This window comes from Mesorhizobium sp. 43Arga (assembly GCF_053714255.1).
Genome location: NZ_JBSKBO010000009.1, coordinates 40,870 through 54,234, shown reverse-complemented (window position 1 = coordinate 54,234; position 13,365 = coordinate 40,870). Strand labels below are relative to the sequence as shown.

14 protein-coding genes and 1 pseudogene are annotated in these 13,365 nt (G+C 63.4%); 10 read left to right on the top strand and 5 right to left on the bottom strand.

The features are described 5' to 3' along the window. The first annotated feature begins 16 nt into the window (after nt 1-16). From ACWGS8_RS26590 to ACWGS8_RS26580, 3 genes are all read left to right on the top strand, one after another. Complete coding sequence (locus tag ACWGS8_RS26590) at nt 17-373, top strand: hypothetical protein (RefSeq protein WP_454583702.1); 357 nt, start codon at nt 17-19, stop codon at nt 371-373. After that, on the top strand, nt 370-1,185 hold the full coding sequence (locus ACWGS8_RS26585) for a trypsin-like serine peptidase (protein ID WP_454583701.1): 816 nt from the start codon (nt 370-372) through the stop codon (nt 1,183-1,185). The genes ACWGS8_RS26590 and ACWGS8_RS26585 overlap by 4 nt, the downstream gene beginning before the upstream one ends. A 183-nt stretch (nt 1,186-1,368) precedes the next feature. After that, nucleotides 1,369-1,857, top strand: a complete 489-nt coding sequence (locus tag ACWGS8_RS26580; protein WP_454583700.1) for a response regulator transcription factor — start codon at nt 1,369-1,371, stop codon at nt 1,855-1,857. Nucleotides 1,858-1,885: 28 nt separating this feature from the next. Here the strand turns inward: ACWGS8_RS26580 and ACWGS8_RS26575 are convergent. Both ACWGS8_RS26575 and ACWGS8_RS26570 read right to left on the bottom strand, forming a co-directional pair. Continuing rightward, nucleotides 1,886-1,999: pseudogene (locus ACWGS8_RS26575) on the bottom strand (ornithine cyclodeaminase); the annotation flags it as partial. Between the two features lie 194 nt (nt 2,000-2,193). Further along, entirely contained in the window at nt 2,194-3,633 is a 1,440-nt protein-coding gene (locus tag ACWGS8_RS26570) for an FAD-binding oxidoreductase (RefSeq protein WP_454583699.1), read from the bottom strand. Nucleotides 3,634-3,905: 272 nt separating this feature from the next. On the opposite strand from ACWGS8_RS26570, the gene ACWGS8_RS26565 reads away from it, so the two are divergent. Beyond that, nucleotides 3,906-4,382 (top strand): carboxymuconolactone decarboxylase family protein, encoded by a 477-nt coding sequence (locus ACWGS8_RS26565; protein ID WP_064989205.1) that lies wholly within the window; start codon nt 3,906-3,908, stop codon nt 4,380-4,382. Further along, nucleotides 4,382-5,239 carry a sigma-70 family RNA polymerase sigma factor gene (locus ACWGS8_RS26560; RefSeq protein WP_454583698.1) on the top strand — a complete coding sequence of 286 codons (858 nt, stop codon included), beginning with the start codon at nt 4,382-4,384 and terminating at the stop codon, nt 5,237-5,239. Before ACWGS8_RS26565 ends, ACWGS8_RS26560 begins: the two co-directional genes overlap by 1 nt. A 10-nt stretch (nt 5,240-5,249) precedes the next feature. Here the strand turns inward: ACWGS8_RS26560 and uxuA are convergent, their stop codons facing one another. Next, nucleotides 5,250-6,434, bottom strand: a complete 1,185-nt coding sequence (uxuA, locus tag ACWGS8_RS26555) for a mannonate dehydratase (protein ID WP_454583697.1) — start codon at nt 6,432-6,434, stop codon at nt 5,250-5,252. 101 nt (nt 6,435-6,535) lie between these two features. Between uxuA and ACWGS8_RS26550 the strand changes: the two genes are divergently transcribed. Continuing rightward, nucleotides 6,536-7,321 (top strand): SDR family NAD(P)-dependent oxidoreductase, encoded by a 786-nt coding sequence (locus ACWGS8_RS26550; RefSeq protein WP_454583696.1) that lies wholly within the window; start codon nt 6,536-6,538, stop codon nt 7,319-7,321. A 42-nt stretch (nt 7,322-7,363) separates the two neighbouring features. On the opposite strand, the gene ACWGS8_RS26545 is transcribed toward ACWGS8_RS26550, so the two are convergent. Continuing rightward, nucleotides 7,364-7,978: an alpha-ketoglutarate-dependent dioxygenase AlkB gene (locus ACWGS8_RS26545; RefSeq protein WP_454583909.1), complete on the bottom strand. Its 615-nt coding sequence runs from the start codon at nt 7,976-7,978 to the stop codon at nt 7,364-7,366. Nucleotides 7,979-8,388: 410 nt separating this feature from the next. On the opposite strand from ACWGS8_RS26545, the gene ACWGS8_RS26540 reads away from it, so the two are divergent. From ACWGS8_RS26540 to ACWGS8_RS26525, 4 genes are all read left to right on the top strand, one after another. Then, nucleotides 8,389-9,354, top strand: coding sequence for an SDR family oxidoreductase (locus tag ACWGS8_RS26540; protein WP_454583695.1), 966 nt, complete (start codon nt 8,389-8,391; stop codon nt 9,352-9,354). An 11-nt stretch (nt 9,355-9,365) separates the two neighbouring features. After that, complete coding sequence (locus ACWGS8_RS26535) at nt 9,366-11,078, top strand: HAD-IIB family hydrolase (protein WP_454583694.1); 1,713 nt, start codon at nt 9,366-9,368, stop codon at nt 11,076-11,078. A gap of 102 nt (nt 11,079-11,180) precedes the next feature. Beyond that, entirely contained in the window at nt 11,181-11,486 is a 306-nt protein-coding gene (locus ACWGS8_RS26530; RefSeq protein ID WP_454583693.1) for a plasmid stabilization protein, read from the top strand. A 56-nt stretch (nt 11,487-11,542) separates the two neighbouring features. Next, nucleotides 11,543-11,986: a PPC domain-containing DNA-binding protein gene (locus ACWGS8_RS26525; RefSeq protein ID WP_454583692.1), complete on the top strand. Its 444-nt coding sequence runs from the start codon at nt 11,543-11,545 to the stop codon at nt 11,984-11,986. A gap of 35 nt (nt 11,987-12,021) precedes the next feature. On the opposite strand, the gene ACWGS8_RS26520 is transcribed toward ACWGS8_RS26525, so the two are convergent. Continuing rightward, the gene (locus ACWGS8_RS26520; RefSeq protein WP_454583691.1) at nt 12,022-13,272 is read right to left on the bottom strand and encodes a DUF763 domain-containing protein; all 1,251 of its coding nucleotides are present in this window, start codon (nt 13,270-13,272) and stop codon (nt 12,022-12,024) included. Nucleotides 13,273-13,365: the final 93 nt, after the last annotated feature.

Sequence of the window (13,365 nt, the reverse complement as noted above, 5' to 3'; positions counted from 1 at the left end):
ACCAAGGGAGATTCCCATGCACGGGCAAGTCGCAACTCATGCAAGGTCGGTATGGGCCGACCTCGACGCCATCGTTCTTCAGGAGGTCAAAGCGTTGCGCGCCGCATCGCCGCGCCCAGCTGAAATACCCTTCGGCTCCGACGAGGAATTCATGGATTGCGCGGCGGCCTATCTCGAAGGCCGTGGCGACGAGGCTCATCATCTGATGGAGCGCCTGCGCGGCCTGCTTGGCCTGACTGCAAGTGCTGGCGCGGATCTGGCCGAGGCGGCGCAAGAGCCCACGCATGAAGGTGGGATCGATGATGCGGCGCAACCGGGGGCCATGCCTCCGGATGCCGCCTCGCCGGGGGCCGAACACGAGCAAGAGACATGATGCTGTTCTCGCCCGCGCCCTTCGAACTCGACCGGCTGGCGGACGAAGCGGACTATGCGGTGGTTGGGCCCACGGATGGGCGCGCCAGGGTCACCCACACCAACCGCTTTCCGCACAGCGCTGTCTGTCACATCGAGCGCGATTTCGGCGACGGCAGGATGACCGGCTGTACCGCTTTCCTGATTTCGCCGACGCGGCTGTTGACTGCGGCGCACTGCATCACCAGCCCGATCCGGCAGCGGCTTGGCCTGCCCAATCTCGCCGTGCGCATTCGTGTCACGCCGGGTCGGGCCTCGCGTGACGCGCGGCCCTTCGCCTGGCAGTGGGCCAAGCAATGGCACGTCAACCCGCCTTACCGCCGCCGTCCCTCAGGCCTGCACGATGTCGGGTTGATCGAGCTCGAGCGGCCGTTTTCGCCGTCGCCCGGACACTTCCAGCTCTGGTCGCCGAACCGCCAGGACCTCGAGCGGCTTCGCACCACGCGTCTGCTGCACATTTCGGGTTATCCGGCCGACAAGCCGGACGGCACGCAATGGGAGCATTCCGAGCGCCTGGACCGGATCACCGAACGGCAGCTTTTCTATAGCGTCGATACCTGTCCGGGACACAGCGGCGCTCCAGTCTGGATCCATCGTCAGCAGTCCGGCGCGCCCGTGGTGATCGCGGTTCACACCGCCGGTCCACGCCCACATTCGGGTGGGGCCTGGGGATGCCGGCCCGGCGTGCCGCTTGCCCCAGCGGGCCTGTTCAACCGAGGCGTCAGGCTGACCCCTGATCTCTTGCGTTCGATCCGCGCCGGATTCAGGCGCTGAATGGTGAAAATTGACGACCCAACGATAATTTTAGGAATGCTAATATTTCGAAAAGTGTTATAGTCGAAGCTATCTATGCAGCATCCATACTGGTCACGCCGGGGTTCGGCGGCGTGACGGTTTTGTTGGGACGCCAGGGGCCTGTGATTGTACTGAGTTTCCTGCCAACTGGGGCGTTCGGCCATGATTGCACGTGCCGAGAACTTGCAGAGACTTTCCGACTTCGCTGACGAGATTTCCGCGTCACGAAAAACGCTCGATCCGGAAACGGATACTTCGAGCTTTGTCGTGAACGGCCATTCGCTGGTCGCCATCCGCTACGCGGACGATCGGGGTGATCCAAACGGTCATGCGGATCAGCGCCGGCCAGTAGGACGCATCGTGTGCGCAGGCACGCAATACCTGATCTATGATGCCGTCTACATGCCGGGCACCACCGCCGACCTGCCGCTCTCGGCCGCCGAGATATTGACCCGGCGCGAGCTGCAGATAGCCCTGCTGATCAGTGACGGAAAGGTCGACAAGGAGATCGCAAGGCAACTCGGTATCAGCGGCTACACCGTACGCGAGCATATCAGGCGGATTTTCGCGAAGCTGAATATCGGCCGCCGCTCGGCGATTGCGTCCTGTGTGCTCGCGGGTCGGGCGGACTTTCGCCAAGACGCGCGATAGGTCGGTCGAGCGGCTTTCTCGAGGGATCGGCACCAAGCAGCATGCCGAACAGGTCGCGCGGCTCGCCGGGGTCGGCCAGAATCTCGAATTCCTGGCAAGGGCCGGTCGACTTCATCTGTTTCCTGCAATAGCGCAGCTCCGAAGGTCCTTAATGGCACTGTTGCCGATCAACGCCATGCCGCGTGCGCCGGCCGGCTGCCTTCGGGCACGGCAAGGCCGGCGATCGGCGCCTTACGCGGCGGCCCAGGTGAACCGAGCCGCGGAAGAGCCATGACCATGCAAAAGCCCGCGCCTGAGGCGGAGGTGCGGGCTTTTCGTCACTGCCGCGCGGGCGGCTCAGGCGGCGCGCTGGCTTTGTTTCGGCCGCAAATTCTGGTTCATGCGGAACAGGTTCAGCGGGTCATAGCGCTGCTTGATTTCCAGAAGCCGCTGGTAATTGCCGCCATAGGCAGCTTCGACCCGGTCAACCTCGTCCTCAGGCATGAAGTTCACATAGGCTGTGCCGGCAGCAAAGGGCTTGGCCGCCTCATAGAGGCTGCGCGCCCAACCGATGCAGGCCCGGTCCATTGCCGGTTCGCGCCAGCGGGCATGGACATTCATGACGAAGTGCGAGCTGCGTTGCGGAAAGGCCGTCGCGTTCTGCGCCACACGGCCCGCCGCACCGCCGACATGGCCGATGAATATCTCGCATTCCGGGCCAGGAAGCTCACGTATCGCCTCGGTGACGATCTCGACTGCCCTGTCGGAAAGCTCGGTGAAATCATGGCTCTTCCAGTAGTTGCGGGCGCCGGGGGCGAGCAATGGGTCGAATGCCTGCTGCCAGCCGGCGAATGGGTTGGGGCCGACGACATCGGCAATCGGCGAGCCGATGTCGCGAAGTTTCTTCGTCGCCTTTTCACCTGCCTGGAGATCACCGCAATAGCACATGGCCAGGACCAGAACATCCTTGCCATGCCACTCGGTCGGCAGGAAGGGCAGTGGCGGCGCTTGCCGCATGACCACCCAGCAGGTCAGTTCGTCGGGCGCTGTTTCGAGCGCGTTGCGATACTCCTCCAGCACCTTCTCGGCATCGGCGAAAGGATGGGCGACAAGCCCCGACAGAACCTGCGGACCCATCTGGTGGAGCTGAAACTCGAATGCCGTGACAATGCCGAAATTACCGCCGCCGCCACGCAGCGCCCAGAACAGGTCCGAATTTTCCGTCTGGCTGGCGCGCAGCAACTTGCCGTCGGCGGTGACCACATCGGCGGAGACAAGGTTGTCGATGGTCAGGCCGAATTTGCGAGTGATCCAGCCAAAGCCACCGCCCAGGGTCAGGCCTGATATGCCGGTGGTCGAATTGATGCCGGTAGGCACCGCCAGCCCAAAGGCCTGCGTTTCGCCGTCGACATCGGCGAGCGTGGCGCCGGGTCCGACCCATGCCCGGCGTGCGGCGGGATCGACCCGCACCGACTTCATCAGCGACAAATCGATCATCAGACCGCCATCGCAGACGGCGCTGCCGGCAATGTTATGGCCGCCGCCGCGCACGGAGACGAGAAGCCTGTTTTCCCTGGCGAAATTCACGGCACGAATGACGTCGGAGGCGCCGACGCAACACGCGATCAGCCCGGGCCGCCGGTCGACCGTGGCATTCCACACGGTGCGGGCTTCGTTGTAGGCAGCATCCCCCTGCTGAAGCAGTGTGCCGCGCAATTGTGCCGAAAGCGCTTCGATGGCTGCGGCGTCGACTGTTGTCTTGCCACGGTCAAGCGTGGTGAGGCTCATGGTGTTCATGGTTTCCTCCCGATTTGCTTATGAGCCGATCTCTTTCAAACGCCTTCAATTCTGCTCTTATGTTAGACATCGCGCAAGTTACGCCAGACGGCGGGCAGCCGCTTGGCGCGCATCAGCAGTGGCGAATGGTCGAAGGTGAATTGCGCCGACGCCGCAAAGCAACTGGAGCACCTGACGGGCACGGGTGCATGGCGGACAAAATCTTGGCGGGCATGTCACACTGGCAGATGCTGCCTCGTCTTGTGGTCGGCACCAACAGAAGGAAGCCCACCATGACTGCAAAAATCGACCTCTTCGCCGCCGCCCCTTCGCTGATGAAGAACTGGCAGCGTTCCTCGATCGAGCTCTCAGCTGCCGCCAGCCTCGAGCACAGCCTCACCGAACTGGTGAAGCTGCGTGCCTCGCAGATCAATGGCTGCGCCAACTGCATCAATCTTCACGCCACCGAGGCGCGCGAGAACGGGGAAACCGAGCAGCGCATCTACCTTTTGCCAGCCTGGCGCGAGGCGCCCTGCTACAGCGACCGCGAACGCGCCGCACTTGGCTGGACCGAGGCGCTGACCCGACTTTCGGAAGACACCGGCCGCGCAGGTGCCTATGAAGAGCTGAAGGCGCATTTCACCGAGGAGGAGCAGATCAAGCTCACCTTGACGATCAACATCATCAACGCCTGGAACCGCATCGCCGTCGGTTTTGGCCTGTATGCCGACCCGGCTGCGGTGAAGGCCGCGCGGGTGGCCGCAGCCTGATGACGAGCTCAGCGGCCGACGACGCCGGGGCGGGCTTCGCCCCGTTGCGTCCAAAGCTCATGCGCGTCGCCTACCGCATGCTGGGTTCGGTCTCGGACGCCGAGGACACCGTGCAGGAGGCCTTCATCCGCTGGATGAAGGCCGACCGCAGTGCGGTGCGCGAACCCGAAGCATTCCTGCGTCGCACGGTGACACGGCTGTGTCTCGACCAGCTCAAATCCGCGCGACGCAAACGCGAGACCTATGTCGGCCCCTGGCTTCCCGATCCCGTTGTGGAAGAGGACGAGGTGGAGGACGTGACCTTGCCGCTGATGCTGGTGCTCGAGCGCCTGTCTCCGCTCGAGCGGGCGGCCTTTCTGCTGCACGATGTGTTCGGGCTCGGGTTCGACGAGGTTGCGGCCGCTATCGAGCGCGACCCGGCGGCCTGCCGCCAGTTGGCGGCCCGGGCGCGCAGCCATGTCCGCGAGGCACGGCCCCGCTTCACGGTGGAAAGGCAACGCGGCCTGGAGCTTGCCGAAGCCTTCTTCACGGCCTCGCGCAGCGGCGACATGCAGGCACTTGGCGCCATGTTGGCGACCGATGTGATCGCCCATACCGACGGTGGCGGCAAGCGTCCGGCGGCCACCCAGCCGGCCCTCGGTTTCGATGCCGTCATGAGACAGTATGAGCAGGTCGCGGCCTGGTTGCGCACGCACGGCTCGAAGCTGGTCCGCCTCGGTTTCATCAACGGATTGCCGGGGTTCGTCACCCTGGAAGCCGATGGCGAACTCCAGACCACCGCACTCGACATCGAGGACGGCAAGATCGCGGCGATCTATGTCGTGCGCAATCCCGACAAGCTCAGACATCTCCACTAGGCGCCGCTCGTCAGGCCAGCCCGAACTGCTCCACGGCGCGCATGATGCCACGCAGTTCGGCGAGGCCTTTCAGCCGGCCGATCAGCGAGTAGCCGGGATTGATCTTCTTCTTGCCGATGTCGTCGGCGAGCAGATGACCATGGTCCGGCCGCATCGGGATGCGCCAGTCGGCACGGCCCTCCTTGCGGCGACGCGCCTCCTCCTGCATCAAAGCGAGGATGACATGCGCCATGTCGGTGCCGCCCTCGAGATGCTCGGCTTCATAGAACGAGCCGTCCTCTTCGATGGTGATGTTGCGCAGATGGACGAAATGGATGCGGTCGGCGAATTCCTTGACCATGGCGACGATGTCGTTGTCGGCGCGCGTGCCGTAGGAGCCGGTGCAGAAGGTCAGCCCATTGGCCGGGCTATCGACGGCGTTGAGGATGAAGCGCGCATCCTGCGCGGTCGAAACGACGCGCGGCAGGCCATAGAGCGAAAAGGGCGGGTCGTCGGGATGGATACACATGCGCACCCCCTCCTCCTCCGCGACCGGAATGATCTCGCGCAGGAACCAGGCGAGGTTGTCGCGCAACTCCTTCGGCCCGATCCCGTCATACTCCGCCAAAGCCTCGCGGAAACTGTCGCGGTCATATTTGCGCTCGGTCGCCGGCAGGCCGGCAATGAGGTTGCGCTCGATCTGGTCGACCTGTTCCGATGTCAGCGCCTTCAGGCGCTTCTCGGCCTCAGCGATCCGCGCCGGCGTATAGCTGGCCGCGCCATCCTTGCGCTGCAGCACGAAAAGATCATAGGCGGCAAAATCGATGGCGTCGAAACGCAAGGCGTAACCGGTTGTCGGCAGGCGATACATCAGGTCGGTGCGCGTCCAGTCCACCACCGGCATGAAATTGTAGCAGATCGTTTTGATGCCGGCCTTGGCGAGCGTGCGGATGCTGTCGCGATAGTAGCCGGCATAGCGCTCGCGTTCCGGCGCGCCGATCTTGAAGGAATTATGGACCGGGATGCTCTCGACCACCGACCATGTCAGGCTGGCGGCCTCGATGACCCGCTTGCGCTCGAGCACATCAGCTTCAGGCCAGGCCCTGCCGTCATAGATGTGGTGAAGTGCTGAAACCACGCCGGTGGCGCCAGCCTGTCTGACATGATCGAGCGTCACCGGATCATCCGGACCATACCAGCGCCAGCACTGTTCCATTGCAACTTTCCTTTTTGCGAGAGAGCGGCAACCTATTGTTTGACACCGATGAGTGTCAAACTCAGAACCAGGTTTTGATAGCGCATGAAGGGGCTCCCGCGATGAAGGATTTCGACGGCAAGGTGGCATTGGTAACGGGGACGACCGGCATCGCGCTCGCCACCGCAAGGCGGCTGGCGCAGGGCGGCGCGGCGATCATCGCCTGCGGCATCGACCGCGCCGCCAACACCGCCATGCAGGAAAGCCTTGCCAAGGCCGGAGCGGACGCGCTCGTGCAAACGGTTGATGTCTCGGTTTCCGACCAAGTTCGCGACGCCATCGCGGCCGGCGTCGCGAAATTCGGCGGCATCGACGTCATCGTCAATTCCGCCGCGGTCCATCCATACGGAACCGCGACGACGACCAATTGGGAAACCTGGAACCGGGCGATGACGGTCAATGTCGGCTCGATCTACCTGACCGCGCATTTCGGCATCCCGGAAATGATCAAGCGCGGCGGCGGCGCCATCGTCAACGTCGCATCGGTGCAAGGCTTCGCCTGCCAGCAGAACGTTGCCGCCTATGCCACGACCAAGGGCGCCATCCACACGCTGACACGCTCGCTGGCGCTCGACTATGCAGCATCGGGCATAAGGGTGAATTCGGTCAGCCCGGGCTCGATCCGCACGCCGATCCTCGAGAAGGCCGCGCGCGGCGACCACGGCAGCGACGCCGATGTCGAAGAGGCCTACCGGCGCTTCGGCGCGGCCCATCCGCTTGGCCGCATCGGAGAGCCGGAGGAAGTGGCGGAACTGATCGCTTTCCTGTGCTCGTCGAAGGCCGGCTTCTGCACCGGCGCCGACTACAAGATCGACGGCGGCCTGACCGCCGGCATCGGCGTGAGATAGAGCCGCGGCGATCGGCTTGGCCTCTCATCGCCGGAGCGATGCTCAGGGGGGTTGTGACCGCAGTGTCCGCAGGGTGATCGAGTAGCGATGCTCGGCAAGCGGCGGGATGCTGTGCTCCCACTCCGTGCGCGAAGGACCCGTCATGAGATAGGCCGACCGTGGCTCGATGACGAGGGTCCGGCGCTCCCATTTGTCGCCGCTCTTTCGCCGCAGCCGGAAGCTGCAGGGCGCCAGCAGCGAAACGCCGGCGACATCCTCGAAATGCGGCTTGTCGCGATGCCAGCCGATACCGGCGCCAGGCCGGTATTCATTGATCAGCACCTGCGCGAAAGCCTCGACCGGCCGGCACGCAAAAGCCGCGACCTTCTCGCGCAAAGGCAACAGAAAGTCGGGGATCGACGGCGCCTCGACGACCTCGCGACGGTCATAGTCATAGCGCAGACCGAACCCGACGACGCGACGGTTTGCCAGATGGCCATGGAAATCGAACGCCTGGAACGGCAGTCCCTCAAGATGCCGGGCAAGCTCCGTCTCCTCCCGCGGCGTGATCAATCCGGGTTGGTAGGCAAAACCTTCGGGCAGATCCTGCGCGACACCAAAGAGATCATGCTGCGATGCCGGAGTGCGGCCGGTGGCTTTCGATTTGAGCGACGACATCCGGCCTAGATGGTGAAGGCTGGACCGCAAGGCAATATCGAGCCGCTCTTGCGTGCGCGACAGATAGTGCGGGGCAAAGGCAGGGAACCGGACAATGTCTGCCGGATTATCTGGCTGAGCAGTCAGGTTGCCAACATGCCGTCGACCGCGATCCGAAACACCCAATACGATCCCGCGACGCGAACCCTCTCCGTCTGGTTCGTACCAAGCGGCCATCGCTACGACTATGCCAACGTTGCCCCGGCAACCTATGCCGCTTTCAGGAAGGCCGCCTCGAAAGGCCGCTTCTTCAATGAATTCATCCGGGATCACTACAGCTACCGCCGCGTGGCATGACGCGGGCATGATCTTTTTGCGCAAACCTTTTTGTCCGACGCGCGTTGTTCGTTCTCGAAGCCGAGGAGACAGCCATGCAGAGCAAGACAGCCAGTGAAGCCGCCAAGCAACGTCACATCCAGCGTGGCATCGATGCCCGGGACAAATCGAAGGACAACGGCAAGGCCCCGCACGCCATGCAGGCCGGCGCCCGAAAATATCCCGAGCCACCCTTTCCCGAGCAACATCACCCCAAGCCGGGACATGAATGGGCGATCGACCCGGCGCCGCTCTACGACGCGCCCTTCTACCTCGGATCGAAAAAGCTCGAAGACAAAGTCGCTCTCATCACCGGCGGCGATTCCGGCATCGGTCGTTCGGTGGCGGTTCTGTTCGCCCGCGAGGGCGCCGACCTTGCGATCGTCTATCTGGCCGAGGACAAGGATGCCAAGGCGACAAAATCCGCTGTCGAAGCGGAGGGACGGCGGTGCATCCTGGTGAAGGCAGACGTCAGCGAACGCGACCAATGCCGCAAGGCGGTGGCGCAAACGGTCAAGGTATTCGGCCGCATCGACGTGCTGGTCAACAACGCGGCGTTCCAGATTCATTCAAGCGAGTTCGGCGAACTGACCGAAGAGCATTTCGACACGACGCTGAAGACCAACCTCTACGGCTATTTCCATATGGCACAGGAATCCGTGCCGCATATGAAGCCGGGCTCGGCCATCATCAACACCGGTTCGGTCACCGGCATAGACGGGTCGAAGGCGCTGGTCGATTACTCCATGACCAAGGGCGGCATCCACGCCTTCACCCGCGCCCTCTCCGGCAATCTCCTCGGCAAGGGCATAAGGGTGAACGCGGTTGCACCGGGTCCCGTATGGACCCCGCTCAACCCTTCGGACAAGGAAGCCGGCGACGTTTCGAAGTTCGGCGCGGACACACCGATGAAGCGGCCGGCACAGCCGGAAGAACTCGCGCCAGCCTATGTGTTTCTCGCCTCGCCACATTGCTCGAGCTATATCACAGGCGAGATATTGCCGGTGGTCGGCGGCTACTGAGGTCCAGTGCAATGTATTTCATCGCACTGGCGACGGATTACGACGGCACGCTGGCGCATGACGGGATCGTCTCGGGGAAGACCCTTGCCGCGCTGGAGCGTTTCAAGAAAAGCGGCCGCAAGCTCATTCTTGTGACCGGGCGCGAACTGCCCGATCTCAAGCGCGTCTTTCCCGAAATCGGACTGTTCGACAAGGTGGTCGCCGAAAACGGAGCGCTGATCTACACGCCGGCAAGTGAGGAAGAGCGAGTGATCTCACCATCGCCGGAAGCCGAATTCGTCTCCAGACTGAAGAAGCAGGGCGTCAAGCCGCTTTCGGTCGGCCGGTCGATCGTCGCGACCTGGGAGCCGCATCAGGCGACCGTGCTCGAAATCATCAAGAAGATGGGGCTCGAACTGGAAATCATCTTCAACAAGGGCGCGGTGATGATCCTGCCGAGCGGCATCAACAAAGCCACCGGGCTGGCCGCGGCGCTGCAGGATCTGCGGCTCTCAGCACACAATGTGGTCGGCGTCGGCGACGCCGAGAATGACCATGCCTTCCTGAAGGCCTGCGGCTGCAGCGTCGCCGTCGACAATGCAATTCCCGCGGTCAAGACCACAGCGGATCTGGTCACGCGCGGCGCACGCGGGAAAGGCGTGGAGGAACTGGTCGACAGGCTGATCAAGCGCGATCATGACATCCTGCCAAGGCGGCATGACGGCATCGTGCTGGGCTCCGCCGGCGGCGACGAGATCTATCTGTCGCCAACCGACACGGTCCTCATCGCCGGCAGCTCCGGCATCGGCAAATCCACCCTGGCCACCGCGCTGACGGAACGCTTCGTCGAGAGCGGGTTTCAATTCTGCGTCTTCGATCCCGAGGGCGACTATGACGGCCTCGAAGGCGCCGTGCGTCTGGGCGACGGCTCTAGCGCACCGACCAAGGCACAAGTGCTGGACCTCATCGAGAAAGCCGACAGCAATGTCGTCATCAACGGGCTGGCGCTGCGCGTTAACGAAAGGCCGGACTTTTTCGCAGATCTGCTGCCCGGCCTCGGCAGTTTTCGACGTCGAACGGCCAGGCCGCACTGGCTCGTCATCGACGAAGCGCACCATCTTCTGCCCAAACGGCGCGATGACACGCGCGCGATCCTGTCCCTGGAATTGCCGGGCACCGTGCTGATCACCGTGCATCCCGAAGCGATCTCGACCGACGCGTTGCGGCTGGTGACCGCCATCATCGCCCTTGGACCCAAGGCGAAGGATGTCGTCAGGGCCTACTGCCGCGAGACCGGCATCGACCCGCCGAAGGACATGGCCTCGCCCAAGGGTGAGCGCGTGCTGTTCTGGCGACCGCAGAAACGCAAGAAGATCGCCATGGTCGAGGTCATCGAGCCCCGCCAATCCCTCAAGCGGCACAGCCGCAAATATGCCGAGGGCCAACTCGATGAAGCCGGCAGTTTCTATTTCCACGGCCCTGACGATGCGATGAATCTCAGGGCTCACAATCTGATGATTTTCGCTCAGATCGCCGAAGGCATCGACGACAAGACCTGGGAGTTCCACCTGCGTGCCGGCGACTATTCCAAATGGTTCCGCAATCAGATCAGGGACAAGGATCTGGCGCACGAAACCGCCGAGGCGGAAAACGATAAAAAACTCTCGGCCGAGGAGAGCCGCAAGCGGGTGTTGGATGCAGTGCGCCGCCGCTACACGGCACCCGCGACGGCACCTGAAGACTAGCGCGCAACGTGTCCGCTCTGCCTCTCCATGATCTTTTCAGGCATCGGTTGGAACTCACCCGTCGGCTTCACGTTCAGACCCTGTCCAGCAGGAGATACGGCCATGCCACGAGGCGACAAATCGAAATACACCGACAAGCAGGAACGCAAAGCCGACCACATTGCGGAAGGCTATGAGAAGCGCGGCGTCTCCGAGAAGGAGGCCGAACGCCGTGCCTGGGCCACCGTCAACAAGGATGACGGCGGCGGCAAGAAGGAAGGCGGCTCCGGGCGTGGCAAGCACACCGGTCACCCAGCAGCGCACAGGGGCGGCAAGAGCGGCGGCAAGGCGTCAGCCGCAAGCCGGTCGGAGTCGGCAAGGAAGGCCGCGGCAACGCGCGAGCGCAATGCCGAGCACCATGCCCATTGACGTCGACGAACACCGTTTGCCCTGTCCTGAAAGACCAACATGATGAGGACACAGGCATGAAATCGCGGCTCATCAACGAGGCTGGCGGACAGCGGACATTCGTCGTGGTGCTCGGCCCCGGCGAAGAAGCGTTCGGCGCGCTGACCGCCTTCGCGATAGACCAAAGGGTCGGCAGTGCTTCCCTGACAGCGATCGGCGCCTTTGAAAGAGCGATCGTGGGCTGGTTCGACCCCAATGCGAAGACCTACCGCAAAATTCCGATCGACGAACAATGCGAAGTGCTGAGCGCCATCGGCGATGTGGCGCTGGGCGACGACGGCAAGCCCAGCCTCCACGTCCATGCGGTGTTGGGATTGAGTGACGGCACGACCCGGGGTGGACATCTGTTCGAGGCCATCGTGCGACCGACGCTCGAAGTGACCCTGGCGGAGGCGCCCGGCCATCTGCGCCGCAGCAGGCGTCCGGAATTGGGCGTTGCGTTGATCGATCTGGATGGTTGATTTCGAGTGCGACTGCAGAGTTCAGCCTGACCCTGTCATGCCTTCTTGTTCTGCTCCGCCAGTGCCGGTTCCCAGCCAAAAACACTGCGGCCGCCAAGCAGGTGCGACTGGTCGAATTCGCCGGCGACGATTTCCTTCAGGCTGGGGCCGGTGACATATCGTTCGACCTGCCGCGACTGGTCGTCAAGCCGCCGCAGCGCGCCGATTTCCTCTTCACGGCCAAGCCTGGCTTTCTGCACCGCGGACTTCAGTACGCCGATCGTCTCGTCATAGACCTTGAGCGGGACAGGGAAAGGGTGCCTGTCCTTGCCGCCATGCGCCAGCGAGAAACGGCCCGGGTCCGAAAACCGGCATGGCGCGCCATGCACCACTTCGGCGACCAACGCCAGCGCGCGCACCGTGCGAGCGCCGACGCCAGGAACCAGCAGAAGCTCGGAAAAATCCGCTGGGCCGCGTTCGGCGGCGGCCGCCATGTTGCCATGCAGGCGACGCATGACGACATCGCTTTCGCGAACATCATGGTGAGCCGGCATGACCAGATGCGGCAGCAGCGGCTGCTCCGGAGCCGCTGCCTTGCCGGCATCCAGGGAAGCGAATTCGCGCAAGATGCGGTCCGGGCCGAGATCCTGCAGCAGGTCCAGCTGTCCCTGGCGCGAGGCCTCGGCACGATGGTCGGTCAGGTTGACGATCTCGCCCTGGTTGGCGCCCTCGATGGCGGCATGCGGCTGATCGACGAAACTCTTCAAACCTTCGGACAGCCAATGGTAGCGGCGCGCCACCTTGGTCTCGCCATTCATGCCTTGCTGCACCACGACCCAATCGCCGTCGTCGGTGACGATGAAGCCGTGCAGATAGAGGTCGAACCCGTCCTGGATGGCGGCGCTGTCGACCTTGGCGACAAGCCGGCTGACAGTTGCCAGGCGGGTTCCGTCGAAGCCGATACGCTCGCCGATTGCGGCCAACTCATGCGGAGTTTTGCGCGAATGGGCGCCACGGCCGCCGCAGACATGAATGCCGAGTTCGCCCGACAGCGGGGTGAGCCCGCGTTTCAGGGCGCCGACGACGCTGGTCGTGATGCCGGATGAGTGCCAGTCCATGCCCATGACGGCGCCGAAGGACTGGAACCAGAAGGGATGCGCCAGCCGCCGCAGCAGCTCGTTGCGGCCATAGTGGTGGATGATCGCCTCGCACATCACGGCGCCAAGGCGCGTCATGCGGTCGCCCAGCCATTTCGGCACGCGCCCGCCGTGAAGTGGAAGATCAGCACTGCCCGATCGTTGCGCCATTCCGTTGCCTGTTCCGGTGTCAGTCCGGACAGATAAGTATCCCAGGCCGCGCCGAAAAGTATGTGAATGCACGCGTTCCAAGCAATCGATGGG

Bases quoted from the DNA above. Each gene is read 5' to 3' on its own strand.
- ACWGS8_RS26590 (WP_454583702.1), top strand. From the start codon at position 17: ATGCACGGGCAAGTCGCAACTCATGCAAGGTCGGTATGGGCCGACCTC.
- ACWGS8_RS26585 (WP_454583701.1), top strand. From the start codon at position 370: ATGATGCTGTTCTCGCCCGCGCCCTTCGAACTCGACCGGCTGGCGGAC.
- ACWGS8_RS26580 (WP_454583700.1), top strand. From the start codon at position 1,369: ATGATTGCACGTGCCGAGAACTTGCAGAGACTTTCCGACTTCGCTGAC.
- ACWGS8_RS26570 (WP_454583699.1), bottom strand. From the start codon at position 3,633: ATGAACACCATGAGCCTCACCACGCTTGACCGTGGCAAGACAACAGTC.
- ACWGS8_RS26565 (WP_064989205.1), top strand. From the start codon at position 3,906: ATGACTGCAAAAATCGACCTCTTCGCCGCCGCCCCTTCGCTGATGAAG.
- ACWGS8_RS26560 (WP_454583698.1), top strand. From the start codon at position 4,382: ATGACGAGCTCAGCGGCCGACGACGCCGGGGCGGGCTTCGCCCCGTTG.
- uxuA (WP_454583697.1), bottom strand. From the start codon at position 6,434: ATGGAACAGTGCTGGCGCTGGTATGGTCCGGATGATCCGGTGACGCTC.
- ACWGS8_RS26550 (WP_454583696.1), top strand. From the start codon at position 6,536: ATGAAGGATTTCGACGGCAAGGTGGCATTGGTAACGGGGACGACCGGC.
- ACWGS8_RS26545 (WP_454583909.1), bottom strand. From the start codon at position 7,978: ATGTCGTCGCTCAAATCGAAAGCCACCGGCCGCACTCCGGCATCGCAG.
- ACWGS8_RS26540 (WP_454583695.1), top strand. From the start codon at position 8,389: ATGCAGAGCAAGACAGCCAGTGAAGCCGCCAAGCAACGTCACATCCAG.
- ACWGS8_RS26535 (WP_454583694.1), top strand. From the start codon at position 9,366: ATGTATTTCATCGCACTGGCGACGGATTACGACGGCACGCTGGCGCAT.
- ACWGS8_RS26530 (WP_454583693.1), top strand. From the start codon at position 11,181: ATGCCACGAGGCGACAAATCGAAATACACCGACAAGCAGGAACGCAAA.
- ACWGS8_RS26525 (WP_454583692.1), top strand. From the start codon at position 11,543: ATGAAATCGCGGCTCATCAACGAGGCTGGCGGACAGCGGACATTCGTC.
- ACWGS8_RS26520 (WP_454583691.1), bottom strand. From the start codon at position 13,272: ATGGCGCAACGATCGGGCAGTGCTGATCTTCCACTTCACGGCGGGCGC.